Origin of the sequence: Myxococcus sp. CA056 (genome assembly GCF_013336715.1) — a bacterium.
Taxonomy (GTDB): Bacteria; Myxococcota; Myxococcia; order Myxococcales; family Myxococcaceae; genus Myxococcus; species Myxococcus llanfairpwllgwyngyllgogerychwyrndrobwllllantysiliogogogochensis.
In genome coordinates this window covers 949331-974631 of sequence record NZ_JABUMT010000001.1, presented here as the reverse complement: position 1 = coordinate 974631, position 25301 = coordinate 949331, and the positions used below count along the sequence as shown (strand labels likewise).

The following is a 25301-nucleotide window of genomic DNA, read 5'->3' as shown; positions in this document are numbered from 1 at the left end:
TACACCTCGGGGGCGGTGCGCGGTGTGCGCGTCAGGGCACGACGACGAAGCAGAAGAAGGACCGGGTGGCGGAGGCCGTGGCGCCCAGCGAGTCGGTGACGGTGAACTCCACCCGGGCCGTGACGTCCGGGTCGCAGAGCCCGCTGACCCGCGAGCTCGTCGCGTTGGTGGTCCACGAGGTGACGAGGCTGTGCGTGACGCCCGTCCACGAATAGCTGTACGGGGGCGTGCCGCCGCTGGCGTTTCCGAGACACCGGAACGACGGGAAGGCGGTGGGGCTGGTGGCGCCCTGCGGGGTGCACAACGAGATGCTCGAGGCCAGCGGCGCCAGGGCCTGCTCACCCTGGGCAATGGCCGTCTCCTCCACCTCGTCGGGCCCCTCTTCCAGCGCGCCTCCACAGGCCACCGACAGCATGGCCGCGGCCAGGACCAGGGGGAGATGGACGCTCGGCGAAACCTTCATGACTGCCTCCAGGGCAACGGGATGAAGGCGGGAGGCTAAGTGTGTAATTCAAACAATTCAATGAAGACTGGATATTGATGGAATCGTTCAGTGCGGACCGAAGGCGCGGTTGACGAGGGCCCGGGTGCTTCGCGGCGGACGTCCGGTGCAGAGAGGGTGGGTGACCGCGGGACTCTCTCGCCTTGAGTGCGCTGTTCCACCCTGGTATCCGCGAGCCCCCACCCGCTCCAGAGCAGGAAGCCCCAGATGGCCCAGAATTTCATCTTCACGATGCAGGACCTGCGCAAGGTCAAGAATGGCAAGGAGATCCTCAAGGGCATCTACCTGTCGTTCTTCCCGGGCGCGAAGATTGGCGTCATCGGCCCGAACGGCTCCGGCAAGTCGACGCTGCTGCGCATCATGGCTGGCGTGGACACGGAGTTCTTCGGCGTGGCGAAGCCGGACCCGACCGCGAAGGTCGGCTATCTGGCGCAGGAGCCGCAGCTCGACACCTCGCTGGACGTGAAGGGCAACGTGGAGCTGGGGCTGAAGGAGATTCGCGCCTCGCTGGACCGCTTCAACGAGGTGAGCGCGAAGTTCGCCGAGCCCATGAGCGACGCGGAGATGGAGAAGCTGCTCGCCGAGCAGGGTCGGCTCCAGGACGCCATCGACGCGGCGAACGGGTGGGAGCTGGACCGCACGATTGAGATGGCCATGGACGCGCTGCGCCTGCCCCCGGGCGACGCGGACGTGACGAAGCTGTCCGGCGGTGAGAAGCGCCGCGTGGCGCTGTGCCGAATCCTGCTGGAGAAGCCGGACCTGCTCCTCCTCGACGAGCCCACCAACCACCTGGACGCGGAGAGCGTCGCGTGGCTGGAGGTCGCGCTCAAGGAGTACAAGGGCACCATCGTCTGCATCACCCACGACCGGTACTTCCTGGACAACGCGGCCGAGTGGATTCTGGAGCTGGACCGCGGCGAGGGCGTGCCCTGGAAGGGCAACTACTCCAGCTGGCTGGAGCAGAAGCAGAAGCGGTTGGAGCTGGAGGAGAAGTCGGAGAGCCAGCGGCAGAAGACGCTCAAGCGCGAGCTGGAGTGGGTGCGCCAGTCGCCCAAGGCCCGTCAGGCCAAGAGCAAGGCGCGCATCTCCGCGTACGAGGAGATGCTCAACCAGACGCAGGACAAGCGCGAGGCCACCGGCGAGGTCATCATCCCTCCCGGCCCCCGGCTGGGCGGCCTGGTGGTGGAGGCCAAGGGGCTGCGCAAGGCGTACGGTGACCGGCTGCTCATCGACGATTTGAACTTCAAGCTGCCGCCGGGCGGAATCGTGGGCGTCATCGGCCCCAACGGCGCGGGCAAGACGACGCTGTTCCGGATGATGACGGGCACGGAGAAGCCGGACGCGGGCGAGCTGAAGATTGGCGAGACGGTGGTGATGGCCTACGTGGACCAGAGCCGCGACGCGCTCAACGGCGACAACAGCGTGTTCCAGGAGGTCAGCGGCGGACTGGACCACCTGGACCTGGGCCGCGCGGGGCAGGTGCCCAGCCGCGCGTACCTGGCGGGCTTCGCCTTCAAGGGTCAGGACCAGCAGAAGCGCGTGAAGGACTTGTCCGGCGGCGAGCGCAACCGCGTGCACCTGGCGAAGATGCTCAAGAGCGGCGGCAACCTGCTCCTGCTCGACGAGCCCACCAACGATTTGGACGTGGAGACGCTGCGCAGCCTCGAGGACTCGCTCTTGAGCTTCGCCGGATGCGCGGTGGTCATCAGCCACGACCGCTGGTTCCTGGACCGCATCGCCACGCACATCCTCGCCTTCGAGGGCGACAGCAAGGCGTTCTTCTTCGAGGGCAACTTCCAGGACTACGAGGCGGACAAGAAGAAGCGCCTGGGCCCCGACGCCCTGGAGCCGCACCGCATCCGCTACCGCCCCATTTCAAAGAACTAGTCAGACGGGAATCTCTCCGCTCTCTCCCAGAGGGAGCGGAGGCCCGGTTTTTCGGGGGTTGATGAAGGTTCACTGGCGGTTCTACCGTTGGGGAATGAACCTTCGACTCGGATGGATGTGGAGTGGAGTGATTGCCGTGGCGCTGGGCCTGGCGGCCTGCAACGCGGGGGACGTGAGCGGCGAGGAGAATGGCTCGCTGGAGACGTCCGAGGCCGCGCTCTGCAGTGTGGAGCAGACGTGTCCGAGCGGGACGCCGGTGACGTGCTCCTCTCCGACGACAGGCTGTACTTCGGGCCCTGACAACGGTGGCTGGGTGGAGTGCGACGGCGTGCGCACCTACTGTCCGCCGGCGTGTACCTGCGGCACGACGCGCTACACGGCGACCCGGTCCGGTGAAGGGGCCACCTGTGGCGCCGCGGCCACCCAGGCGCGCAGCCTGCTGACCTCCACCGTGGCCGCGAGGTGCCCGGCGGGTGGCTGCGCCATCTCTGACTCCCTGGGCACCTGCGTCCCGCTGGGTCCCAACCGCACGGATGGTTTCCGCATGAGCATCACCCGCACGTACTCCTGCAAGGAGCCCGCGAACTGCCAGTAGCCGGAAGCCCCGCGGATTCCCACGTCCGAAGCCGCGCTGACGTGAGTACCGCAGTACGGAATCTTTTCAATCACAGTGCCCTGCTGGCTCCGGCCGGCGGGGCATTGTTGTCTTCAGGACAGACACCCTCGTGGTCAGCCCAGACTCCCGGCCCGCAATTGATTGCATCAGTTTGATCAAAAAATAGTCGTGAGGTTGAACGCGAATTGTGACGGATTGGTCACGGGCTCTCCGGGTCTACTGGATTAACGCGTTGCATTAACAGGCGGACAGCCCGTGCGGGGTTGTAGCGCTCCCTCTGGGGCAGGGCGAAGTTCGGTGGGTTCGCAACTTTTCGCGGATGATCTTGAAAATCCGGGAGGTGTCTGTGGATGCCCTCCCGGGTGGCAGCAATTGGGGAGGGGCGCCTCGGACCTCATAGGGAGCCATCCACATGACTGTCAGGAACAACGTCAGCAACAGGGACAACAGCAACAGCTACCGCATCCGGGAGCGCGACACGCTCAGCAAGATCGCCGCCCGGAACGGCACCACCGTGGATGCGCTGGCCCAGCTCAACAACATCGCCGACCCGAACCGGATTCGGGCGGGGACGACCATCCAGCTTCCCTCGGCCCGCGACGGGTTCGAGGGCACGACGGCCAACCCCACGCAGACCAACGTGGGCGCGCGGCAGAATCCCGGCGACACCTTTGACGCGGGCACCACCGCGGCGGCGGGCCTGACGTCCCCCAACGCGTCGGGGACGAACAACGGCTACCGCAACATCCAGGACCTGGGCGCCTTCACCCGCGGCGGCTCCAACTCCGAGGCGGCCATCGTCGTCGGCACCTCCGAGGGCAACCGCCGTCCGGACGGCTCCTTCACGGCCAGCTACGGCGGCCACACGGACCCGGGCAACGCGGCGCACAACCGTGGCTCGTTCTCCTACCAGGGCACGGGCGCCAACACCCCGCAGCAGGCCGACCAGATCTGGAACCGCGAGCTGACCAACGCCACGCCGCGCTACGAGGCCGCCGCCCGCGCCGCGGGTCTGGACCCGAACAACGCGCTGCTGGCGTCCACGTACTTCGATTTGCACACCCAGTCGCCTCGCGCCGCGCAGAACTTCATCAACCGTGAGATGCCCCGGCTGGCGCAGGACCCGCGCGGCGTCACCCGCGACTCGCTCATCGATGCGCGCGTGAACGCGTACCGCAACGACCAGGGCGTCCTGCGCGCCGCTGGCTTCAACCACAGCGAGTCCCGCCTGCGCGCCGACCAGACGCGCCGCGAGACGGCGCTCGTCACGGCGCTGGATGCGCGTGGCTATCGCTCCGGTACGACGCAGGCCGACGGCGTTCCTCAGGGCCAGGTCCCGGTGCCCACGCCGCGCCCCGTCTCGGAGAACCCCACGGTCGCCCCGACGCCGCGCCCGGCCTCCGAGCGCCCCACGGCCGCGCCCACGCCGCGCCCGGCCTCCGAGCGCCCCGCCACCACGACCAACGGCGCGACGCCGACGAACCTCAACGACACCGAGCGCGTCGCGGCGACGACGGACCGCGCGGCCGTGCAGACGCGCACCCCGTGGATCAGCCAGTACGACGCCAGCCAGGTGGAGCGCGCTGGTGACAAGGCGTGCTTCCGCGCGGCGACGGCGATGGCTCGGCAGAGCGGCGCCAACGTGACGGACGTCACCCGCCGCATCCAGGTCGCGACGGGCGAGGGCCCCAACGGCATCACCGTGGACCGCCAGGCGGCGGAGCGCGGCCGGAACTACATCGACCAGCAGCTGGCCGCGGGCAAGCCGGTCGTCGTGGGCGTCAACCACAAGTCGACCGCCAACGTGGGCAACGCCGACGGCATCACCGACCACTTCGTCGTCATCACCGGTCGTGGCGTGGACCAGCAGGGCCGCACCTACTACACGTTCAACGACCCGGCGACGCGCAACCAGAGCCGTGGCGCGGACACCAACCCGAACAACCGCTTCTACGTCGACGAGAACACCGGCGGCCTCACCCGCCCGGGGCCCCGCACGGGCTACGTCGTCGGCCGCCAGTTCGACGTGTCGATGATTCGCCCCAACGCGTAGTCGTCGCCTGACGCGCGGAAGGACAGAAGCCCGGCGGCCCAGGTGGCCGACCGGGCTTCTTCATGTCCACGAACTGGAGCGGAGTGGCTCGTCGGCACCGCTCACGAGTTCCGAGGAGTCGAGCGAGGCGAGAGGGCGGTCCCGCCAGCACACTGGCCAAGGTTGCTGCTCACGAGGCGCGAGGCGTCGCGCGCGCCGCTGGCTCCGTTGGGCAGGGGTAACGCACACGAGGCCCGAGGAGTCGTGCGCGGCGAGAAGGCGGCCCCGCCGGCGCAATGGCCAATCGAGCCGCTCACGAGGCCCGAGGAGTCGCGCGCGCCGCCGGTCGCTCCGCCAGCGTGCCTCGCAGCGCGCGGACCTCGGCAAGCACCTCGTGCGCCGCCTCCAGTGTCGACGGAGCCGGCGCGACTGTGGGCTCCGGACTCGTGGCCAGCTCCGAGGGCTCGCCCAGGCCGGTGTCCCGGTGTTGCCGCACGCACTCCATGATGGCGTCGCGAATCGCCTCGGGGTTGCTCACGCCCCGGAAGCGGGCCTCGTGCAGGTGCTCCTGCATGTCCGTGTCCGACTCGCGGGAGCGCGAGCCGCTGCCTCCGCCCGCCGTCTCCACCTTCACGTCGGCGATGCCCAGCACCCGCTGGACGGGGTTCTGCTGGATGGAGATCTGCTGGATGTTGGCGAAGGTCATCGTCTTCTCCCGCAGCGACATGACGCCCTCGCGGACGCGCAGGCTCCGGTCCGTCAGCGCATACCAGCGCAGCTCGTAGTCGAGCCGGACCACGAAGAAGCTCAAGGGCAGCACCAGCACCAGGAAGCCCAGCCACGCGACGACCTCCACCGCGTAGATGAGCGTCGTCACGAGCGTCGTGGCGGGAAGGCCGCGAAGCATGGGCGTGAGCATCTGGTTCAGGAAGGCCCATGCCACCACCGCGCCCACGACGGCCACCACATGCTTGAACCCCAGCAGCACCCGTCGATAGAGCAGGTACTGCGGCGCCGCGCGGAACACGCGCACCGTGCCCTCGGGAAGCTGGGGCTCGGGGTCCACCTTCAAGAACCGCAGGAGCCATGCATGGGGCACGTCACTCATCCGCCTGCTCCTTCGCGGTGCGCGCGCCCAGTTCCTGACGGAGCGCGCGGACCTCGGCGGCGACCTCGCGCAGCGCGGCCGTCAGCGCCTCCGACTCACCTGTCGCCAGCGCGGAAGACTTCGCCACGGCGGAGCCCCGGTCCCGGGTGCCGCGCATCTTCGAGTAGAGCAGGTCGCGCATCGCCTCGAAGTCCTGGATGCCCTCGATGGTGATTTCCGCCTGGGCGCTGCCGCTCGCCGTCTGAATCTGGATGCGCGCGAGTCCCAGCCACCGCTCCACGACATGGCTGGACAGGTGGATGTCCTGGATGCGCGCATAGGTGAGGGACACCTCGCGTCGGAAGAGGATGCCCCACCGCATGGTGATGCCCTCCTCGTCCAGCTCGTAGCGCAGCGTGCGGAACTTGAAGTAGCGCAAGAGCGCGAGGATGGGGAACCCAGGTCCCGCCAGCAGCGAGCCGAGCAGGTAGTTGGTGAGCAGGCTCGAGTGTGGCTGCAGCACCGTGGGCAGCTTCCACGGCGAGGCGGGCCGCGCGGGCACGAGCGCGGGCTGGGGTCCGGGCGGGGATGTCACGGGACCGCCGAGAGTCATGAAGGGCTCACCTGGGTGCTCCTCCGGAAATCGCTGTCTGTTCTCAACGTGTGGGCGCGACACCCATTTCATACGCTGGTCCACCTGTGCCGTCATGTCCCCCGGGATGAGGCTGCGTCCACCAGGCCACCGCGCCCGAGACTCGCGTGCGGCGCCTTGCGAGGCGTGGGCTCGTCGGCTCATGGACAGCGGTCCTTGAGAAGTCGAGAGGCCGCTTCGGCGGTGCCCCACTCCGAGACGTGTTGCCTGTGGGGCACGTCACGGTTGCGGGCCAGGGCTGATTCATCAAAAACAGACCCGCGAGGATTCCGGCCCGCGGGTCTTTGCTCCGCATCCGCGCACCCTACCGTGGCGCGCATGAACCTGATGCGCTGGCTGAGTCTCGAGGAGATGTTGTCGGGGATTGAAACACCGGAGGGCTGCTCCGCGGAGCAGCTCGCGCGGGAGGACCTCCCTCGACTGACGGCCCTGCTGGAGAGCTGGTATCCGGACATCCGGGTCGGCACGGAGAGTCGTCACCTGGAGCCCTCGTTCTACGAGCGGGAGTTCTTCCTGCGAGGTGAGTCTCCGGACCGCTCGCTGTACGGCATCCTCGTGCGTGACCGCGCGAGCGGGGACATCATCGGCCTGCTGACGATGGAGCGGAACGTGCGCGGGTTGCAGCTCTCCGCGGCCCTGGGTGTCTTGGAGCCCTCGCGGCGCGGGCTGGGCATCGGCTTCCTGGGCACCGCGGCGCTGGAAATCGTGGGCCGCAACATCGGCGCGGAGGTGGTGCTCTACTACTCCACGCTGAAGACGGCGCGCGCGCAGCGCAACGCGGAGAACCAGGGCTTCAAGCTGGTGGGCCTGGTGCCCGCCTTCGACGTGGATGCCATCGCCCCGGGCAAGGTGAAGCGCGTCTACGAGGCGCTCTATTCGAAGGTCCTCGTGGAGTCGGAGCGCATCCATCTTCCCGAGTGGGAGGCGCTGACGCCCTCCACCCGCGCGCTCTACACGCACCTGTTCGGTCCGCATCCGGCGCAGACCGCCAGCGTCCCCGCTCCGTCGGAGCGCCTGCATGGTTGAGGTGCGGACCTACGAAGGGGACGCGGTGGATGCGTCCCAGTTCGTCAACCGCGTCTGGGGCAAATACTACGGAGCGCAGGGGCCGCTGACGGACTTCCAGCCTCGGATGCTGGACTGGTTTCTCTTCGGCAACAGGCTCGCGACGCGAGAGTACCGTCTGGCCGCGTACTCGGGCGGGAAGCTGGCGGGAGTCCTGTTCGCGGAGCCCATCCGGCTCCGGCTGGGGACTCGTACCGTGGAAGGCACGTACGGGAGTTGGCTCAGTGTGGACCCCGCGTTCCGAGGAACGGGCGTGGGGCAGAAGCTGACGGAGACAATGTCCTCGCGTCAGCGCGAGCGCGGGGCCTTGCTGATGCTGGGCTGTATGGAGGACGGCAGTGTGGCGGAGCGCTTCTGGAGGAAGACTCCTGGCCTGCGGGCCTTCGACACGCTGGGCATGTGGCTTCACGTCTTCGACGCGGCGGCGGTAGCGCGCTGGTCCAAGACGGCGGCCGAGCGCGCGCTCTTCACGCTCGCGCGGCCGTGGCTGCGCGGGAGCGCTCCGTCCGTGGACACAATGGAGGGCATCCGGCCCTATCGTCTGGAGGACCTGCCCGCGTGCATGGCGCTGGTGGAACGGATGATGGAGTCGGTGAGCCTGGGATACGCATACACGCCCGAGCGGCTCGCGCATCAGCTCCAGTACCGGGACGTGCCGCGCACCCTCGTCCTGGAACGCGACGGCGCCGTGCGAGGATTGGTCAACTTCTACACGCTTCAGATGAATGCCCGGGGCCCGCTGACCATCGCCCTGGTGGACCTGCTCGCCTTCCACGAGTCGGTGCCGCGCGCGGAGCAGAAGCGCCTCTTGCGCGTGGCCATGCGGGACATGGTGGAGCAGGGGGCGAGCTGCGTGGTGATGCTCCGGGGGCCGTGTGTGTCCAGTCGGCTGATGCTCGGGGCGGGGTGGCTGCCCTGGGCGGGGGGCACCCGGGTGATTTGCGCGCTGCCATCTCCAGAGGTGGAGTGGCCCACCGCCCCGCGAGTCTTCACACACCTGCGCTGAAGGACTCCGAGCGGGCGGCCCGCTCAGGGTCCGAGTCCCGGGGCGAGGGCGGGCACGCCCCCCTCGGGGCGACAGGTGGGCGACGACAAGGAAGTGGGCGCGGGCGCGCATCGCGCTATGGTCCATGGGTACCGGGACTGTCGCCCCGAGGAGCCATGAACTTCGTCTTCATCTCTCCGCACTTCCCGTCCCACTTCTTCCACTTCGTCACCGCGCTGCGCGAGCGGGGCGTCACGGTGCTGGGCATCGGCGACGCGGCCTATGAGTCCCTGCGCCCCGAGCTGCGCGACTCCCTGCGCGAGTACTACTTCGTCTCCAGCCTGCACGACGAAGACTCCCTCACGCGCGCGGCCGGCTACCTCACGTGGCGCCATGGCCGGCTGGAGCGCATCGATTCGCTCAACGAGTCCTGGCTGGAGGTCGAAGCCCGCCTGCGCGAGGACTTCCATGTCCCGGGCCTCCAGCCGGCGGACATCCACCGCATGCGCTCGAAGTCAGGCATGGCGCAGGTCTTCCATCAGGCGGGCGTGCCCCACCCGGACCTCATCCGCGTGCGCGACGCCGCGCAGGTGAAGGAGTTCGCCAGCCGCGTGGGCTACCCGCTGGTGCTCAAGCCCGACGTGGGCGTGGGCGCGGCCAACACCTTCAAGGTCTCCAGCGACGCGGACGTGGACGCCGCCCTGGCGCACCCGCTGCCCACCACGTACGTGGGGCAGCCCTTCGTGCGCGGCACCATCGTCACGTACGACGGCATCGTCGACCGGCACGGCGTCATCGTCTTCACCCTCAGCCACGAGTATAGCGACGGAGGCATGGAGACGGTGGTGGAGCGGCGGGACATCTCCTTCTGGAGTCACCTGGAGATTCCCCCCGCGCTGGACGTGCTCGGCCGGCAGGTGGTGGCCGCCTTCGGTCTGCGCGAGCGCTGGTTCCACCTGGAGTTCTTCCGGCTGCCGGATGGCCGCTTCGTCGTGCTGGAGGCCAACCTGCGGCCTCCCGGCGGCTTCATCCCCGACATGATGAATTACACGTGCGACATCGACGTGTACCGGCTCTGGGCGCGGGTGATGACGGGGGACCCGGTGGCGGACTTCCGCTACACCCCGCGCTACCACGTGTGTCACAGCGCGCGCCGTCACGGCCGTCGCTACAAACACACGCATGAAGAGGTGGTGAAGCGGCTCGGGTCCGCGTTCATCCTCCACCGCGAGCTGCCGCCCATCTACCACAGCCTGTTGGGCGAGGAGATGTACCTCACGCGCCACACGGACCTGGACGCGATGCGGGACGCGGTGCGCTTCATCCAGGCCACGGCCTAGCGCCGCCGCGTCAGCGCTCCGTCCACGTGAGCAGGTAGGTGGTGTGGCTTTCCTCCACGGACAGCGTCGTCACCTTCGGGGACTCGCCGCCGCCCACGCGAATCATGTGCTCGAACAGCGACTCCGAGTAGCCGGGACAGTCGAGCACGGAGTTCATCCGCATCTCGTACGTGGTGGGGCCTTTCTCCACGAGCTCCACCTCCGTGTAGTTGTCCGTGCCGCGCAGGGTCTGCGGCATCCGCTGCACCAGCCGTTTCGGGCCCAACAGCCGCATGACGCCGTACACGGCGCGCCCGATGAGGGTGCGGCCGTAGCCATCCACGTGCGCGGCGGCCAGGTGGCGGAAGGACTCCTCCAGGGGCATGCCGGGCCAGGTCTCCTCGGCGATGACGCGCAGGCACTGCGCCCACATGAGCACGGGGTAGGCCGGCAGCAGGGGCCGGTCCACGTCGACGCCCACCTGGCGCAGTCTCGTCTTGAGGCGGGGGGAGATGCGGCCCTGGAGGCCGTGTTGGATGAGACCCTCCACGACCTGTACGTAGACCAACCGGTGTTCGAGCGGGACGTGCTTGCCGGACTTCACGCCGTGCGCCTCACGTCAGCAGCCAGCGCATCGCGGTGGGCAGTCTGCGCTGCCAGTCCTTCTCGTGGTGCTCACCCCCGGGCTCCAGCACGAGCGACACCTCATGGTCGGCGTAGCCCAGGCCCTTGAGGTGTTCGTAGAAGGCGCGCGTGGCCTCGCCGTAGTTGAGCGGGAGGCCGTCCGCGTCAATGAACTCCTGGGCGCCCGCGTCCAGGTAGATGCGCGTCCAGCGGCGGGGGTGGGCGCCCCACTCGGAGAAGAGGCGGCCGTCGCTCCACATGACGGTGGGGGACAGCGCGCCGATGCGGCCGAACACCTGCGGGTAGCGGCAGCCCAGGTACAGCGAGATGAGGCCGCCCAGGGAGGAGCCCATGGCTCCGGTCCACTCGGCGCCTTCGCGCGTGCGGTAGTTCAGGTCGACCAGCGGCTTGAGGTGCTCCACCAGGAAGCGGCCGTAGGCTTCGCCGCGCGCCTTCACCTTGCCGCTCGAGTCGTCCCAGGGCGAGTACTCCTGCAGCCGCCCGGTGCCCGAGTCCACCGCGACGATGATCCACGGCTCCAGGTGGCCTTCGCCCACGCCCTGTTCGAGCGCGAGGTTGGCGCACCAGGTGTCGAAGAGGGCGGACTCTGGATGCGCGAAGACGTTCTGCCCGTCGTGCATGTAGAGCACGGGGAAGCGATGCCAGGGCATCGAGTCATAGGCATCCGGCGTGTAGATGCGCACGGTGCGGGAGAAGCCCTCCTGAGGGGAGGGGAAGTCTCGGACGATGTGGACGTGGCCCATGAATGCGAGGCGCAGCATACATGGATGTCCCCCCATTGCTCCGCCCCTGGCCGGCCGGTGGTCATGGACCCCACACCCCACGGGAGGCCGTGGGCTGCTCGCACCTGGAGCAAGGAGGCTGGCCCCGGGGCTGCACGGGACGTCGGGAAACATGAGGCCGTCGGCCTCCCCTGCAATACTGACAAGGCAGCGGGCCGCCCCCTCCGGAGTCCCCCTCGATGGAACTGAACCGACTGCACCTCTCCGCGTTGTTGATGTCGACCGAGGCCGACGTGCGTCGCGCGCGGGCCGCCTTGGATGGGAGTGAAGAGGCGCGCTTGCGTTATGCCGCCGCTCAGGCGCTCGCGGTGGCGGCGAAGTCCGTCACGGAGGAGCTGCTGCTGGCGGCGCCTCCCGATGTCCGGGTGTGACGCCGTTGCGTCTGGCCCGTGGACGGCCGGTCCGAGGCTCGGACGGCGTCGGGGCGAGGCGCTCCTGTAGGGAACGGTGGTCTCAGGCGTGCAGTGCCGGCGCCGCGTGCCTCGGTTCCTCGGGATGTTGTTCCATGGGTTGTTGGGTGGGTGGTTGCTCGGCGCGTCGCCGGTGCTCGCCGCGCCGTACGAGGTGGAGCCCGAAGTCGACGGTGAGCTGGAGCTGCTCGCGCTGCTGGAGGACGGGACGCTCTCGGCGGAGACGTGGTCCGCGCTGGTGGCGCTGCGGCGAGCGGGCGTGGAGCCCGAGCAGGCGACCCGGGCGGCGCTCTATGCGCTGCCCGGGCTGACCTATGCGGAGGTCGATGAGCGATTGAGGGAGCGCGGGGCCTCGATGCCCGAAGTCCTCACGGACGAGGAGCGACGTCGACTCGCGCCCTTCCTGGTGAATCGAGTGCCTGGGGAACTGTCGGGGGACGCGAGGCTGCTGACAGCCTTCGCCCTGTCGGACTCGGTGCTTCCTCCGGTGGCCTTGCAGGTCCGGGCCGGTGGGCTCGCGGGACTTCGCGTGGGCGTGCTCGCGACGTGGGCACGTCGGAGGTTGGGGACACTTCGACGAGACGCGCGCACGCGGAGCCTCGTGGTGGACGCGCCCGGCTCGGCGGTGTTGCTGCCCAAGTTCCACGCGCAATGGACGGGCACGAGTGCTTCCGTGCTGGTGGGCACCTATCGGCTGGGGTTCGGACAGCGCCTCACGCTGGACACGACGGCGCTTCCTTCACCGGAGGGCTTCCTCGCGGACGATGGCGTGCGGCCTCCCGGCGCGCTAGAGCGGGAGTGTCTGTTGTCGAGCGCCGCGTGTGCCGAGGCCGAACGCGAGGCGGACGTCACCCCCGACTTCCGCTGGGACGAGGGCTTTCGTGGCGTGGCGGGCACCGTGCGCGGCGCGGTGGGTCGTGGCCTGGAGCTGTCGCTCACGGGCTTCGGCTCCTACCAGAGCCGTTCACTCCAGCGGTCCGCTGTGTTGGACCGGGCGACATGTGAGTCGTCGCGAATGGGCGCGTCGGGCTGCGAGGCGCCAGAGGTCCTCGTCCCCTTGTCGCGCGCTCGGCTGGAGCCGCTTCGGGCGCGCACGCTGCCTGGTGTCTTCAGCGAGTGGGCCGGTGGTGGCAACGCGACGCTCGCCCTGTCGCCGCGAGCGCAAGTGGGAGTGACGGGCTGGGCCGCGAGGCCCGTGTGGCCGGTGAAGGGCGCCACGCTCGACTTCCAACCGCACGCTCGCTACCCGATGGGTGGCGGCTTCGGCGCGGTGGGGCTCGATGCCTCGTGGGGGCTGGGAGCGGTGGACCTCTTCTTCGAGGGCTCGCGCAGCTTCGACTCCGCGCCGGCCGGTGGTGGGAGCTGGGCGGCCCTTCAGCGCACGGTGCTCTCCGGCACGGGTCAGGAACTGGAACTGGCACTGCGCTACTACGGACGTGGGTTCGCCAATCCCTACAGCGGTGCCACCTCGGGACCGGACCTGCTGGAAGGACAGCGGGTTCGCAACGAGCTGGGTGCACGGCTGCGCTATCTGTATCGCGATGCGGCGACGTGGCGGTTTCGCGCCCAGGTGGATGGTTGGACGCTGCCCGCCGATGGCGCGGTGAAGGGCACGGCGGGATTGACGCAGGTGAGAGCCTCCGCACGCGTGGACTGGCTGGCGTGGACGTGGCTGCGACCGTCCCTGCAATTGGAGGCGCGTGAGGCGGGGCTGGGGCAGGCCCTCGCATGCTCCGACACGGAAGACAGCGCGGAGTTGGAGGATGTGCCCGCCTGTTCCCGAGGGAGCCGGTGGGGCGTCACCGCGCGAGTCCGTTCGGAGTTCTCGGAGTCCGTCAGCGTCGCGGCGCAGTCCGGTTACACACGCGTGGTCGAGCCGGGGACCTCGCAGGCCCGAAACGATGGCCGTGCCCTCGTCGAGCTGAAGCTGCGTCCCCTGGAGTCCTTGCGAGTGGGGGCCCGAATCCAGTGGAAGGATGAGGACCTCTCCGAGCGCACCCGGCTTCGACAGGAGGTCCGCGCGACGGTGGACCTGGGGTGGACGCTCCTGTCCTCGACGACGGTGCGTGGCCGGTATGTCTGGGTGGTGGATTTGAAGGACGTGCGAGCGGCGAGGACGCCGCCGGACGCGCCGAGACACCTGTTCCAACTGGAAGTGGAGACGCGCTTCTGACGCGTGTCCTGGAGACGCAGTGAGCCGAGAAGGGAAGGCATCGATATGAGGGGTTGGGGATGGAGGCTGGGGTGGATGTGCTTGTTGGGCGTGGGCGCGTGTGGCGCGCCGTTGGAAGAAGGGACGGAGGCCGCCTGCTCGGGCGTGTTGCCGGGGGACCTCGTCATCACCGAGTACCTGAATGACCCCGAGGGGACCGATACGGGGCGGGAGTACGTGGAGCTCCACAATCCCCTCAAGGTGTCCGTGAGCCTGGAGTCGATGACGCTGTACGCGGCTCGCTCGGACGGCTCGCAGGAGAAGGGGTTCTTCTTCGGGGGCCCGCTGGCGGTGGCGCCCGGTGACTACCTGGTGCTGGGAGATGTCCGCGAGGGACCCGTGCCCGCGCACGTGGACCAGTCCTATGGCGAAGAGCTGGGCGCGCTGGGTAACACGTCGGGGAGGCTGGGTGTTCGATGTGGCGAGCGGGTGATTGACGAGGTTTCGCTCTCGGCGCCGGCGAAGAGCGGCGTGGCCCGTGGCTATGACGGACGGCTCGTGCCGGACTCCGCCGGCAATGACGACCCGGCGCGCTGGTGTGATGGCGCGGGCTCGGACGTGGCAGGGGTGTCCCAGGGAAGCCCCGGCACCGCGAATCCTCCCTGTGCGCCAGCGGAAGGCGCATCCGAGGAGAACGGGAGCACGGAGACCTGCCTCTCCCTGGGCTCTCAGGTTCCTCGCGAGGTGAAGCGTCCTCGCGCGGGTGAGCTGGTCATCACGGAGCTGATGGTGAATCCACTCGGGGACGACACGGTGGGCGAGTGGGTGGAGGTCCTGGCCACGGCTCCCGTGGACCTCAATGGCTTGACGTTGGGCACCGACACCACGAGCACGAAGGTGCAGGGCGCGAACTGTCTGTCACTTCCCTCTGGAGGGTACGCGGTGCTGGCCCGACGCTCCGAGGCCGTACTCAACGGAGGACTGCCCGCGCCCGTGGCCACGTTCGGTGTGGACCTGCGCAACACGGGAGGTGTCGTGCAGGTGCGTGCCGGGGAGGTGCTCGTCGATGCCGTCGCATATGGCGCGGCGGAAGACGGTGTCGCGATTCAGGTGTCCGCGGGGATGACGAATGCGTCCAGCAATGACTCAGCGGACGTGTGGTGTCGTGCCTCGGAGGCGTATGGCTCGCGCGGCAACCTGGGCACCCCGGGGCGCGCGAACCGGGCCTGCGTGTCGGGCGGGGGCGGGGTGGATTCCGGTGCACCGGATGGTGGCGCTCCCGATGGAGGGCGCGACCCGAGTGGTGGCTTCGACGCGGGCTCCACGGATGGAGGAACCCGTGACGCGGGACAGGACGGGGGTCTCCGAGACGCCGGTGTTCCGGACGCGGGGAGCCCCGCGCGCACGTGTATCGACCGGGTGACGGGCACCCCGCGCCCGGTCCGGTTACCGGAGGTGGGCTCGCTCGTGCTCACGGAGTTCATGGCGGACCCGAGCGCGGTGGCGGACAGCGCGGGGGAGTGGGTGGAGGTCCTCGCGCTGCGCGAGGTGGACCTCAATGGCGTCACGCTGATGAATGAGGGAGGCATGAGTGTGGTGCTCGACGCGACGCTCTGTCTGTCGTTGAAGGCCGGGGCCCGAGGGGTGCTCGCGCGCGGCGCGGACACTGCGCTCAATGGTGGACTTCCCTCGGTGCTCGCCACGTTCTCCTTCAACCTGTCCAATGCCTCGGGCAGCCACTCGCTCCGACTGTCACTGGGGAGCCGGGTGCTGGATGTCATCACCTGGACGAGCGCCGCGACGCCGGGGGTGTCGCTGCAGGTCAGCCCGGCGAACAGCGACCCTCAGCGCAATGACGCGCCGGGGAGCTTCTGTCTCGCGCCCTCGTCGGCGCGCTATGGCCTGGGAGACCGGGGAACGCCGGGCCTGGAGAACCGCGCATGCGTGCCCTGAGCGCCGCGCTCGCCCTGCTGGGGCTGCTCGTGGCCTGTGGGGGTGACGCGGGGACGAGGTGTGGACCCGACACGGGCCGGGTGGTGGAGGTCATCGACGGTGACACCGTCTTGCTCGAAGGCGGTGAGCGCATCCGCTACCTGCTCGCGGACACACCGGAGAGCACGGCGGGAAGACACGACTGCTTCGGGCAGGAGGCCCTGGCCTTCAACCGGAGCCTCGTCGAAGGACGGCGGGTGACGCTCGTCGACGCGGAGGCGTGTGAGGACCGCTTCGGCCGACGGCTCGCCTACGTCACCGTCGATGGACATGACGTGAGCGCGCTGCTGGTGGAGCGGGGCTTCGCGTGCGTGCTCCATGTCCCGCCCGCCGGCGACTCCCGACGGGTCGAGTTCGAGGCGCTGGAGTTCCAGGCGCGAAGGGCCCGCCGGGGCCTGTGGGGCGCCTGCTCGCCGGTGCCGTGCTCGCGATGAGTCACTGGGACACGGAGCGCCCACGTGCCCGCCTCCCGAGCGGGGGGTCACCCAGGCGGCCCGAGAAGACAGGAGCCTGGAAGCTTCGGGCTCCCTATTCCAATCCTGACGGCCATGCCTACGCGCCAATCATCCAGGTCGAGCCACTCCAGCGAGTGGCCGACGAAGGGCGGGCCAGCGGAAGCGCGCACCCGGGGGGGCATGCGCTGTCCGACTGGAACCTGCCCGGCCTGGCTTCACCCCCACCTGGACGACGCCTGGACCCAGACGGGCGGGGCGCTCGCATGAACCCCTGCCCCGCGCCCATCGGTCCGCTGTCGGACCTCCTGTCCTCCCGTCGGGAGGACATCGCGCGGAGGTGGGAGGAACGCGCGGGGGCGTCGCGCGGCGAGGGGCTGCTGCGGCTTCCGACCCAGACGACGGGCTCGCTGGAGTGGGTGGACTCGGTGGTGGACCTCCTGCGGCTCTTCGGTGTCTCGGCCGAGCACGAGGTCCAGCTCCCCACCGACGGACAGGGCGCCGAGCGCTACCGGGCGGGAGCGAACATCGCCGCGGTGGTGCGCGAGTACGGCCTGCTGCGCGACGTGCTCGTCGAGGTGCTGGAGGAGTCGGGGTGGCCGCCGGACTTCAAGGGCCTGCGCGCGCTCAACCGAGCCATCGACGCGAGCATCGCCGACGCGGTGACACGGCACGCCGCGGCACATGAGCAGACGCTGCGGCTCACGGAAGCGAAGCTGCATGACATCCTGGACCACGCACCGCCCGCCATCTATGCGAAGGACGCCACGGGCCGGTATCTCTTCGTCAACCGTGCCTTCGAGCGCGGGAGCGGCCTGATCAGCGAGAAGGTGGTGGGCCACACGGACGACGAGTTGTTCACTCCGGAGGCGGCGGCCGAGTTCTCCTCCAATGACCGGCGGGTCCTCGAGTCGGGTCAGCCCCTGGAGTCCGACGAGCACGTGCGGTTCAAGGACGGCTGGCACATCTACCAGTCGCTCAAGTTCCCCCTGCTCGGTGTCGGGGGGCAGGCGCATGCGGTGTGTGGCATCTCCACGGACGTCACCGAGGTCCGGCGCATCCAGCGCGAGCGGGACGAGGCCCGCGAGCGCCTGCGCCGGGTCATCACCGAGCTGCCCGTCGTGCTGTGGGCCACGGACCCGGTGGGCAACATCACCCTCTTCGAGGGCGCGGGCCTGCGCGCCATGGGCGTGCGGACGGAAGATGTCGTGGGCCGGAACACCTCCGAGGTGTACGCGAGCCGACCGGAGCTGCTGGACGCCGCGCGGCGCGCCCAGGAAGGGGAGACGTTCTCCCTGGAGCTGGAGGTGGGCGGTGCCTGGTTCATGGCCTTCATCTCCCCGGAGCTGGGGCCGGATGGACGGGTGATGAGCGTGTCGGGCGTGTCCCTGGACATCACCGAGCGCCGCCGCGCCGAGGAGGTGCTGCGCCAGTCGGAGACGCGCTACCGGCTGGCCACGCTGGCCACGCGTGACGTCATCTACGACTGGAACCTGTCCACCGGGCACATCCAGTGGAGCGAGCTGGCCAACCGGCAGTTCCGCCTGCCCCCGGAGATGCCGGGGTTGGACATCGAGGGGTGGACGCGGTCCATCCATCCGGAAGACCGGGAGCGCGTTGGCCGGGACATGCAGCGCATCATCGACATGGGCCTGGACCACTGGCGCGACGAGTACCGCTTCCGCCGGGGAGACGGCTCGTGGGCCATCATCGAGGACCGGGGGCAGGTGGTCCGCGACGCGGCGGGACGGGCCCTGCGCATGGTGGGCGCCATGCACGACGTCACCGAGCGGCGGGTCGCGGATGAGGAGGCCCGGCGTCGCGCGGAGTTCGAGCAGCTGCTCATCGGCATCGTCAGCCACGATTTGCGCAACCCCCTCTCCGCCATCACCATGGCGTCCACCACGCTGCTGCGACGCGAAAGCCTGGATGAGCGGCAGCGCAAGGTCATCGACCGCATCCTCTCCAGCGCCGAGCGCGCCACGCGCATGCTTCGCGACGTGCTGGACTTCACCCAGGCGCGGCTGGGCGGCGGCATTCCCATGCAGCCCCGGCCGCAGGACCTGCACGAGCTGACGCGGCAGGTGCTGGATGAGGTGCGGCTGGCCCACCCCGAGCGGGTCCTGGAGCTGGAGTCCCGCGGTGACGGCGCGGGAGCGTGGGACCCGGACCGGTTGGCGCAGGTCATCACCAACCTGGTGAACAACGCCCTCGCCTACAGCCCCAGCCACTGCCCGGTGCTGGTGCGCACGCATGGCACGCGCGACGCGCTGATGCTCAGCGTGCACAACATGGGGACGCCCATCCCCCCGGAGCTGCTGCCGCGCCTGTTCGAGCCCATGAAGCGCGCCGAGCGCCTGGAGTCCCAGGACGGACGCGGTGGCCTGGGGCTGGGCCTCTTCATCGTCAAGCACATCGTGGATGCGCACGGCGGCCGGCTGCGTGTGCGCTCCTCGCAGCAGGGCGGCACCCTCTTCATGGTGCGGCTGCCACGCGCGCCCACTCCCCAGACACCCATGAATCCAGGGCCTTGAGGGCCTGCCCTCCGGTTGTTGCCCGCGAGGTGTCCTGCAGCGACCGGGCAGGCATCGGCCACTTGCTCCGGGAGGCGCACCCGGCTAGCACGGGGGCCTCAGTATTACTTCCCTCGGAGGGGTGAATGAAGAAGGTCTTCATCGGGCTCGGTATCGGTTGTGGCGTCCTCATCCTTGGCGTCATCGCCGCCGTCGTCGTGGGTGGCGTGTGGGTCGCGAAGAAGGCGGGCGGTAGCATCGAGGCCGTCCAGAAGATGCAGGTGCAGCAAAAGGAGATGGCGGAGCTGAACAAGAGCCACCCCTTCGAGGCGCCCGCCGAAGGTGACGTGCTGTCGCTACAGGAGGAGCGCCTGCTGACCTACCTCTCCGTGCGCGAGTCGGCGCTGCCCGTCTTCAAGACCTACGAGGAGAAGTCCAAGGCGTTCCAGGAGGAGCACGACACCAAGAACGCGGACGCGAACCCGTCCTTCAACGCCGCGATGGAGGCCGCCAACCTGGCGATGGGGATGATGGCGGACGTGCGCACCGCGTACATCGCCAGCCTGAAGAAGAACGGGATGTCGCCCAACGAGTTCCAGACCATCACCAGCACCGTCTACGCGTCGATGGTGGCGGAGGGCTCGGAGGCGGTCCAGAAGATGAGCGCCAAGGCCGTGGAGGCCATGCAGAAGCAGCTCAAGATGGTGGACGGCAAGCTGGAGAACGCGAAGCTGTCCGCCGAGGAGCGCGCGGAGCTCGAGGAGTCCCGCACCGGGCTCCAGGAGCAGATTGAAGCCCTGTCGGACGCCGCGAACGGCACCGGCGCCGAGGGCCTGTCCGACGCGGCGAAGCAGGCCGCCGCCGCCAACATGGCGCTGCTCAAGAAGCACGAGGAGCGCGTCAAGGTCATGGCCAACGCGGCCTTCGACGGCTTCGTGCTCGGCGGCGCCACCGACGAGCTGAGCGGCGCGGGCGCCGGCGCCGACGGGGAACTCCAGGACTAGCGTCGCGCTGGGGTCTCCGGCTCCGGCTCCTCCCCTTCGGAGGAGGCCGGAGCGGGGTGCCCCAGGGTGTCGCGACGCCGGGCGCGGACGCTCGCGATGACGGAGGCGCCCACCAGCGTGGCGATGATGGCCACCGAGGGCAGCGGCGGGATGTGGAGCCAGGGTTCCACCACCATCTTCAGGCCCGCGAAGCCCAGCACTCCCGCAAGGCCGTAGTGCAGGTAGCGCAGCTGGCCCAGCGTGCCCGCCAGCACCAGGTACAGCGCCCGCAGCCCCAGAATCGCGAAGGCGTTGGAGCTGTAGAGGATGAAGGTGTCCTGGGTCACCGAGAAGGCGGCCGGCACCGAGTCCACCGCGAAGAGGATGTCCGTCAGCTCCAGGCCCAGGAGCGCCAGCAGGAGCGGCGTGGCCACGCGGTGGCCGTCCTCGCGCCGGACGATGAACTTCTTGTCATGGACCTGCTGCGTCACTGGCAGGTGCTTGGCCAGCCAGCGCACCGCCCGGTTGTCCTTCTGCTTCGCCGGGTCCTCGCGCGCCACGCGCAGCGCGGTGACGAGCAGGATGGCGCCGAAGACGTAGGACACCCAGCTCCAGCGCGCCAGCGCGGCGGCCCCCACGAAGATGAAGAGGGCGCGGAAGACGAGCGCCCCGAAGATGCCGAAGAAGAGCACCTGGTGCTGCGCGCGCAGGGGGACCGACAGGCTCTGGAAGATGACGAGGAAGACGAAGGCGTTGTCCAGGCTGAGGCTCTTCTCGATGAGCCAGGCCGCCACGTACTCCTGGGCCGCGTGCCCCCCGAGCACCGCCCACACCAGTCCGCCGAAGCTCAAGCCCGCCGCAATCCACACCCCGCTCCAAATCCAGGCGGCCCGGCGTGACTCTCCGTGATGCCCCCGGTGCGACAACAGGTCCACCGCGAGCAGCGTCAGCACCGCCGCCCAGAAGACCCCCCAGAGCCATGTGGGAATCGCATGCATGTTCGTCGTCTGAACCTATGCATCCTCCCTGCGGGCGGAGGAGGTTCCCGCACGCGCCGCGTCAGGAATGGGGTGGGCCAGACACCCCTGGGCAAGGGGGATGTGGGCTGACGAACCCATACGGGCAGGCAGGGGGCTTTTCGCTCTCTTTGCGAGCATCCCTTCACGGGATGTGTCAGTTTCCGCGCGGGGCAGCCCGTGAGGGGAGGCCCAAGACGGTCGCGTGGGGGAGGGGCGCGACGAGCCATGGAATCTGGAGGAGTCGTACCGATGAACAAGGTCATCTTCGCCTGCGTGCGCAACGCTGGCCGCTCGCAAATGGCGGCGGCGTTCTTCAACGTGCTGGCGGACCCGGAGAAGGCGCGGGCCATCTCCGCGGGGACACAGCCTGGCGAGCGCGTGCATCCGGAGGTCCTGGAGGCGATGCGTGACGCGGGTCTGGATTTGAAGGACGCGCGGCCCCAGCAGCTCACGGAGGAGCTGGCCCGGGACGCCCACTGGCTCATCACCCTGGGCTGTGGCGAGGCGTGTCCGCATGTGAAGGGGCTCCAGCGCGAGGACTGGCCGCTGGACGACCCGCAGGGCAAGTCGGAGGTGCTGGTGCACCGCATTCGCGACGAGGTGGCCGCGCGCGTCGCGGGCCTGCTGGAGCGCGAGGGCTGGATGCGCGCCGGCTGAGCCGCCGGCCGGCCAGTGGGGCCGGGGAGCCGGCTGGGGTGGGGGGCCGACCGCTCGCCCGCTCTGGCCGCACGGCGCCGGGCCCCGGGCGCATCCTGCGGACGTTCGAGCCGATGTCCGTCCGAGGTGCGCCGTCATGTCTTCGACTCTCTCTCCCATGCCCCTGGTGGCGCCGTCCGCGCCGCCACCCCTGCCGTCCACGCCCTGGCTGCCCCAGGCGCGCGCGCCACGCCGCACGCTGGTGGCCGCCCTGGCGCTGGGGGTGCTGGCGGAGGTGCTGTTGGACCGGCCCCACTGGGGCGTGTCCTTTCCATTGATGGCGCTGTCGCTGGTGGCGGTGCTCGTGGGCCTGGGCGGACGCGAGGGCTGGCAGCGCGCGCGGCCCAACGCGTGGTTGCTGGCGCCGCTGCTCGCCGTGGCGGGCTTCGTGGCGGTGCGTGACAGCCCGTGGCTCGTGGTGCTGAACGTGCTGACGGCGGGGACGCTGCTCTTGCTGCTGATGCACTTCTGGGGCGCGGGCCGGGTGCAGCGGCTGGGGCTGGGAGGCTATCCCGGGGTGGTGCTGGGCACCGCGCTGCGCGGCCTGCTCCATCCGCCCGCGCTGGTGCGCGACTCGGTGGACCTGGGCGCCGCGAAGCGGCAGGCGCCGCGCCTCATGCCCTTCGCGAGGGGCGTGTTGCTCGCCGTGCCGGTGCTGGCGGTGTTCGCCATGCTGCTGTCGTCCGCGGACGCGATGTTCGCCTCGGCCGTGCAGCGGGTGTGGAGCGTGGACGTGGGCGCGCTGCTGGGCGCGTCGCTCATCAGGGGGATGGGCGTGCTCCTCTGCGCGGGCCTGGCCGCGAGCGCGCTGGGGCACGCGCTGCGGCGGCGCACGGGGAGCGAGGCGGGAGAGGCGGAGGTGGCGCCCGCGTCGCCACGGCTGGGGCTCACGGAGGCGCTGACGCTCATCCTCGCGGTGGACGCGTTGTTCCTCGCCTTCGCGGGCTTCCAGGTGGCGTACCTCTTCATCGGCGACGCGTCGTCTCCGGCGCCCGGGTACTCGTATGCGGAGTACGCGCGCCGGGGCTTCTTCGAGCTGATGGTCGTGTCCATGCTGACGCTGGGGCTGGTCATGGCGCTGGCGCGGTGGACCCGCCGCGAGTCACCGCTGGCCAGGACGGTCTTCCAGGCGGGGGCCTCCATCATGGTGGCGTTGACGCTGGTCATCGTCGCCTCGGCGGTGCAGCGCATGACGCTGTACGAGGACGCGTTCGGCTACACGCGCCTGCGCCTGTTCACCCATGTCTTCATGTTCGCGCTGGGCGTGGTGCTCGCGTGGCGCGGCGTGACGCTCTGGTGGCGACCGGAGCGCTTCGCCGTGGGCGCCTTCGTCACGGCGCTGGGCGCGGTGCTGGCCGTGAATGTCATCAACCCCGACGCGCTCATCGTCCGGCTCAACCTCACGCGGGGGGAGCCGGGGGCCTCGGTGGATAGCGAGTATCTGCACTCGCTCTCCGGGGATGCCGTGCCGGAGCTGGTGCGTGGGCTCTCCTCGGGGAAGCTCGAGGGGGTGGCGCATCTGAAACAGCACTACGTGGACGTGTGCGAGGACGTGTCCTGGCCGGAGTGGAGCCTGGCGCGCTGGCGGGCGTGCCGGGCGCTGGAGTCGGCGGAGGAGCGCGTCAGCGCAGGTGGTAGTTGAAGGGCAGCTCCACCGTGACGCGAGGGCCGAGCGCGGCGGGCGGAGGCGGGAAGGGGGCCGCGTCACGCACCGCCGCCTGGGCCGCGTCGCACAGGACGAAGTGGGGGCAGTGGCCCACGACGGACAGCTCGAGCAACTGGCCCCGGGCTCCGACGGTGATGCGCAGCGAGAAGCGGCCTTCGATTCCGGCCATCGCGGCCTGGTGCGGGTAGCGCACGTTCTCGAAGCGGTCGCGGAACATCACCTCGAAGTACTCCTCCTCCCAGGCGTTGCGCTCCTCGCCGGAGGGGGGCGGCTGCGCGACGGGGAGCAGCCCCGCGCTGCTCGCGGCGAGGACGCTGTTCACCACGCCGCCGATGACCCCGCCCGCCACGCCACCGGAGACTCCGCCGGGCGTGGCCGTGGCGAGGGCCTCGTCCGCGGACTTCGCGTCGGCTGTCTCATGCGGAGGTGGCGCCTCGGGAGCCGGGAGCGGCCGAGGCTCCGAGGGCCGGGTGAAGGCCTTCGACGGGTGGGGCTTCGACAGGGGGCGTGCGCGTCGCGCGGAGGCCTGACGCGGCGTGGACGGCGAGCTGGCGGCGGGAGCGGGGGGCGGCGGCGGAGGCGCGGCGAGCAGGCGCAGGACGAGCATGTCCTCGTCTTTCGTGACGAGCCGGGGCGCGAGGGTGGAGCCGTGCCAGAGGGTGTCCAGTCCCACGAGCGCGAGCACGTGGAAGGCCACCGCGAGCGGCACCACCCAGAAGGTGCGTGAGTTGTCCGCGGCCCGGCGTGAGCGCGCGTGGGCGACGGAGGCGAAAAGCGGCGTCTCGGCGTGGCCGTCCTTCGGACGTTCGTCCGGCATGTCCCAACCCCCTTTCCTCCCGCTTGGAACGACAGTCTAGCGGGAGGCCCCATCCACCTGACACGTGGGTAGTGCCGGTCCTCGTCGCGGTGAAGGGGACCTGCCCCAGGGCGCCAGGCGACAGTGCTGAATTCCTGCCCGATTCATGCGCGTTCCATGAGGAACGTGTCCACCAGACCTCACTTCAGGACCCGTGAGGGTGGCCGCAGCTCCGGCACTGCCTCGCATCACCGGAGGCGGCGACGAACTGACGGCAGTCACAGTTCAGGACGAAGCAACTGTGCTGGTTGTCATAGCGCCCGCCAAAGGGGTGCGGGACGAGCGTCTGCACGGAGACCTTGGGGATGCTGAAGGTCGACCCGGAGGTGTTGTTGGAGAAGCCCACGAAGAGAGGCGTGGGGATGGTCGGGGTGCTCCAGCGCCGTCTGGAACTTCACGGTGCTGGCCTTCACCTCGAAGAAGGCCCACCGGGGGCTCGTCGGCGTGCAGGAGAGCCTGGCGGCGAGGTCCACGCCATTGCCCGTATTGTTCTGCACCGCGCCCCGGACGTCGAAGCCGAGGTGCTTGAGGAAGTCGTGGGCGATGCGCTCCCCGGTGTCACCAATCCAGGCGCTGTCCATGTACGTGATGCTGTCGCAGCGCTGGAGGATGACGACAGGCTGCCCGCCGCGTCCGCCGGTTTCGCCCCAGGGGTAGCACGTGGCGGTGATGGGGTTGCCCTGCCGGTACTCCAAGGTGCCGTTGCGGGGCATGGACACCCGGATGAGATGGAGCTCGAAGTCCGCGCCCCGTCCCATCGCCTGCTCGATGGTCTGCGCGCCTTGCTGGGCGGGGATGCCGTACTGGCCGTTGAGCGCGTTCTTGAGGCGGTCCTCGACGAACTCCTGGGCATTGCGCTGGGCTTTCGAGCACTGCGCGTCATTCACCTTCACTTCCATGTAGTGGATGACGGTGCCGCGCCTGGTGACGACCTGGGTCCGCGAAGCAAGGCATGTACGAGGGGCCCGAGAGGACGGGTGTCCCCGCCAG

General features: G+C 69.6%; 22 protein-coding genes. 14 read left to right on the top strand and 8 right to left on the bottom strand.

The genetic code is table 11. The features are described from left to right. Window positions 1-31: 31 nt before the first annotated feature. Window positions 32-463, bottom strand: a complete 432-nt coding sequence (locus HUA76_RS03945; protein WP_174456925.1) for a SprB repeat-containing protein — start codon at window positions 461-463, stop codon at window positions 32-34. Window positions 464-709: 246 nt separating this feature from the next. Here HUA76_RS03945 and ettA point away from each other — a divergent pair, with 246 nt between their 5' ends. The 3 genes from ettA (at window position 710) to HUA76_RS03930 (ending at window position 5058) form a co-directional block, all read left to right on the top strand. Further along, on the top strand, window positions 710-2389 hold the full coding sequence (gene ettA / locus HUA76_RS03940; RefSeq protein WP_141648596.1) for an energy-dependent translational throttle protein EttA: 1680 nt from the start codon (window positions 710-712) through the stop codon (window positions 2387-2389). A gap of 94 nt (window positions 2390-2483) precedes the next feature. Beyond that, on the top strand, window positions 2484-2984 hold the full coding sequence (locus HUA76_RS03935; protein ID WP_174460037.1) for a hypothetical protein: 501 nt from the start codon (window positions 2484-2486) through the stop codon (window positions 2982-2984). A 433-nt stretch (window positions 2985-3417) separates the two neighbouring features. Next, entirely contained in the window at window positions 3418-5058 is a 1641-nt protein-coding gene (locus tag HUA76_RS03930; RefSeq protein ID WP_174456923.1) for a LysM peptidoglycan-binding domain-containing protein, read from the top strand. A gap of 292 nt (window positions 5059-5350) precedes the next feature. On the opposite strand, the gene HUA76_RS03925 is transcribed toward HUA76_RS03930, so the two are convergent. Together HUA76_RS03925 and HUA76_RS03920 are read right to left on the bottom strand one after the other, a co-directional pair. Then, window positions 5351-6145, bottom strand: coding sequence for a PH domain-containing protein (locus tag HUA76_RS03925; RefSeq protein WP_174460036.1), 795 nt, complete (start codon window positions 6143-6145; stop codon window positions 5351-5353). Then, window positions 6138-6737, bottom strand: a complete 600-nt coding sequence (locus tag HUA76_RS03920) for a PH domain-containing protein (RefSeq protein ID WP_174456921.1) — start codon at window positions 6735-6737, stop codon at window positions 6138-6140. The genes HUA76_RS03925 and HUA76_RS03920 overlap by 8 nt, the downstream gene beginning before the upstream one ends. A 357-nt stretch (window positions 6738-7094) precedes the next feature. Here HUA76_RS03920 and HUA76_RS03915 point away from each other — a divergent pair, with 357 nt between their 5' ends. The 3 genes from HUA76_RS03915 (at window position 7095) to HUA76_RS03905 (ending at window position 10166) form a co-directional block, all read left to right on the top strand. Continuing rightward, window positions 7095-7802 carry a hypothetical protein gene (locus tag HUA76_RS03915; protein WP_246137801.1) on the top strand — a complete coding sequence of 236 codons (708 nt, stop codon included), beginning with the start codon at window positions 7095-7097 and terminating at the stop codon, window positions 7800-7802. Continuing rightward, entirely contained in the window at window positions 7795-8847 is a 1053-nt protein-coding gene (locus HUA76_RS03910; RefSeq protein ID WP_174460035.1) for a GNAT family N-acetyltransferase, read from the top strand. Before HUA76_RS03915 ends, HUA76_RS03910 begins: the two co-directional genes overlap by 8 nt. A gap of 155 nt (window positions 8848-9002) precedes the next feature. Continuing rightward, on the top strand, window positions 9003-10166 hold the full coding sequence (locus tag HUA76_RS03905; RefSeq protein WP_141643072.1) for an acetyl-CoA carboxylase biotin carboxylase subunit family protein: 1164 nt from the start codon (window positions 9003-9005) through the stop codon (window positions 10164-10166). 10 nt (window positions 10167-10176) lie between these two features. Here the strand turns inward: HUA76_RS03905 and HUA76_RS03900 are convergent, their stop codons facing one another. Together HUA76_RS03900 and HUA76_RS03895 are read right to left on the bottom strand one after the other, a co-directional pair. Then, window positions 10177-10749 carry a TIGR02265 family protein gene (locus HUA76_RS03900; RefSeq protein ID WP_174456919.1) on the bottom strand — a complete coding sequence of 191 codons (573 nt, stop codon included), beginning with the start codon at window positions 10747-10749 and terminating at the stop codon, window positions 10177-10179. A 10-nt stretch (window positions 10750-10759) separates the two neighbouring features. Beyond that, complete coding sequence (locus tag HUA76_RS03895; RefSeq protein WP_174457110.1) at window positions 10760-11533, bottom strand: alpha/beta hydrolase; 774 nt, start codon at window positions 11531-11533, stop codon at window positions 10760-10762. A 218-nt stretch (window positions 11534-11751) separates the two neighbouring features. Between HUA76_RS03895 and HUA76_RS03890 the strand changes: the two genes are divergently transcribed. From HUA76_RS03890 to HUA76_RS03865, 6 genes are all read left to right on the top strand, one after another. Beyond that, entirely contained in the window at window positions 11752-11943 is a 192-nt protein-coding gene (locus tag HUA76_RS03890) for a hypothetical protein (protein ID WP_141643074.1), read from the top strand. Between the two features lie 106 nt (window positions 11944-12049). Beyond that, complete coding sequence (locus HUA76_RS03885) at window positions 12050-14155, top strand: hypothetical protein (RefSeq protein ID WP_371823423.1); 2106 nt, start codon at window positions 12050-12052, stop codon at window positions 14153-14155. Window positions 14156-14230: 75 nt separating this feature from the next. Continuing rightward, window positions 14231-16087: a lamin tail domain-containing protein gene (locus HUA76_RS03880; RefSeq protein ID WP_254613977.1), complete on the top strand. Its 1857-nt coding sequence runs from the start codon at window positions 14231-14233 to the stop codon at window positions 16085-16087. Next, complete coding sequence (locus tag HUA76_RS03875; RefSeq protein WP_174456917.1) at window positions 16075-16560, top strand: thermonuclease family protein; 486 nt, start codon at window positions 16075-16077, stop codon at window positions 16558-16560. Before HUA76_RS03880 ends, HUA76_RS03875 begins: the two co-directional genes overlap by 13 nt. A 284-nt stretch (window positions 16561-16844) precedes the next feature. Further along, window positions 16845-19112 carry a PAS domain-containing protein gene (locus HUA76_RS03870; protein ID WP_174456916.1) on the top strand — a complete coding sequence of 756 codons (2268 nt, stop codon included), beginning with the start codon at window positions 16845-16847 and terminating at the stop codon, window positions 19110-19112. 125 nt (window positions 19113-19237) lie between these two features. Then, entirely contained in the window at window positions 19238-20095 is an 858-nt protein-coding gene (locus tag HUA76_RS03865) for a hypothetical protein (protein ID WP_174460033.1), read from the top strand. Here HUA76_RS03865 and HUA76_RS03860 read toward each other — a convergent pair. Next, window positions 20092-21072 carry a TerC/Alx family metal homeostasis membrane protein gene (locus HUA76_RS03860; RefSeq protein WP_174460032.1) on the bottom strand — a complete coding sequence of 327 codons (981 nt, stop codon included), beginning with the start codon at window positions 21070-21072 and terminating at the stop codon, window positions 20092-20094. The two genes, HUA76_RS03865 and HUA76_RS03860, sit on opposite strands and share 4 nt — an antisense overlap. A 270-nt stretch (window positions 21073-21342) precedes the next feature. On the opposite strand from HUA76_RS03860, the gene HUA76_RS03855 reads away from it, so the two are divergent. Both HUA76_RS03855 and HUA76_RS03850 read left to right on the top strand, forming a co-directional pair. Beyond that, window positions 21343-21750, top strand: a complete 408-nt coding sequence (locus tag HUA76_RS03855) for a low molecular weight phosphatase family protein (RefSeq protein WP_141643080.1) — start codon at window positions 21343-21345, stop codon at window positions 21748-21750. Window positions 21751-21886: 136 nt separating this feature from the next. Further along, window positions 21887-23431 (top strand): DUF4153 domain-containing protein, encoded by a 1545-nt coding sequence (locus tag HUA76_RS03850; RefSeq protein WP_174460031.1) that lies wholly within the window; start codon window positions 21887-21889, stop codon window positions 23429-23431. Here HUA76_RS03850 and HUA76_RS03845 read toward each other — a convergent pair. After that, a complete protein-coding gene (locus tag HUA76_RS03845) occupies window positions 23412-24272 on the bottom strand; it encodes a TonB family protein (RefSeq protein ID WP_174460030.1) in 861 nt (286 codons plus the stop codon). The two genes, HUA76_RS03850 and HUA76_RS03845, sit on opposite strands and share 20 nt — an antisense overlap. Before the next feature lie 290 nt (window positions 24273-24562). After that, window positions 24563-25210 (bottom strand): hypothetical protein, encoded by a 648-nt coding sequence (locus HUA76_RS03840; RefSeq protein ID WP_174460029.1) that lies wholly within the window; start codon window positions 25208-25210, stop codon window positions 24563-24565. Between the last annotated feature and the right edge of the window lie 91 nt (window positions 25211-25301).

Coding starts and splice junctions, on each gene's coding strand:
- HUA76_RS03945 (WP_174456925.1), bottom strand. CDS start 463: ATGAAGGTTTCGCCGAGCGTCCATCTCCCCCTGGTCCTGGCCGCGGCC.
- ettA (WP_141648596.1), top strand. CDS start 710: ATGGCCCAGAATTTCATCTTCACGATGCAGGACCTGCGCAAGGTCAAG.
- HUA76_RS03935 (WP_174460037.1), top strand. CDS start 2,484: ATGAACCTTCGACTCGGATGGATGTGGAGTGGAGTGATTGCCGTGGCG.
- HUA76_RS03930 (WP_174456923.1), top strand. CDS start 3,418: ATGACTGTCAGGAACAACGTCAGCAACAGGGACAACAGCAACAGCTAC.
- HUA76_RS03925 (WP_174460036.1), bottom strand. CDS start 6,145: ATGAGTGACGTGCCCCATGCATGGCTCCTGCGGTTCTTGAAGGTGGAC.
- HUA76_RS03920 (WP_174456921.1), bottom strand. CDS start 6,737: ATGACTCTCGGCGGTCCCGTGACATCCCCGCCCGGACCCCAGCCCGCG.
- HUA76_RS03915 (WP_246137801.1), top strand. CDS start 7,095: ATGAACCTGATGCGCTGGCTGAGTCTCGAGGAGATGTTGTCGGGGATT.
- HUA76_RS03910 (WP_174460035.1), top strand. CDS start 7,795: ATGGTTGAGGTGCGGACCTACGAAGGGGACGCGGTGGATGCGTCCCAG.
- HUA76_RS03905 (WP_141643072.1), top strand. CDS start 9,003: ATGAACTTCGTCTTCATCTCTCCGCACTTCCCGTCCCACTTCTTCCAC.
- HUA76_RS03895 (WP_174457110.1), bottom strand. CDS start 11,533: ATGGGCCACGTCCACATCGTCCGAGACTTCCCCTCCCCTCAGGAGGGC.
- HUA76_RS03890 (WP_141643074.1), top strand. CDS start 11,752: ATGGAACTGAACCGACTGCACCTCTCCGCGTTGTTGATGTCGACCGAG.
- HUA76_RS03880 (WP_254613977.1), top strand. CDS start 14,231: ATGTGCTTGTTGGGCGTGGGCGCGTGTGGCGCGCCGTTGGAAGAAGGG.
- HUA76_RS03875 (WP_174456917.1), top strand. CDS start 16,075: ATGCGTGCCCTGAGCGCCGCGCTCGCCCTGCTGGGGCTGCTCGTGGCC.
- HUA76_RS03870 (WP_174456916.1), top strand. CDS start 16,845: ATGAACCCCTGCCCCGCGCCCATCGGTCCGCTGTCGGACCTCCTGTCC.
- HUA76_RS03865 (WP_174460033.1), top strand. CDS start 19,238: ATGAAGAAGGTCTTCATCGGGCTCGGTATCGGTTGTGGCGTCCTCATC.
- HUA76_RS03860 (WP_174460032.1), bottom strand. CDS start 21,072: ATGCATGCGATTCCCACATGGCTCTGGGGGGTCTTCTGGGCGGCGGTG.
- HUA76_RS03855 (WP_141643080.1), top strand. CDS start 21,343: ATGAACAAGGTCATCTTCGCCTGCGTGCGCAACGCTGGCCGCTCGCAA.
- HUA76_RS03850 (WP_174460031.1), top strand. CDS start 21,887: ATGTCTTCGACTCTCTCTCCCATGCCCCTGGTGGCGCCGTCCGCGCCG.
- HUA76_RS03845 (WP_174460030.1), bottom strand. CDS start 24,272: ATGCCGGACGAACGTCCGAAGGACGGCCACGCCGAGACGCCGCTTTTC.
- HUA76_RS03840 (WP_174460029.1), bottom strand. CDS start 25,210: ATGGAAGTGAAGGTGAATGACGCGCAGTGCTCGAAAGCCCAGCGCAAT.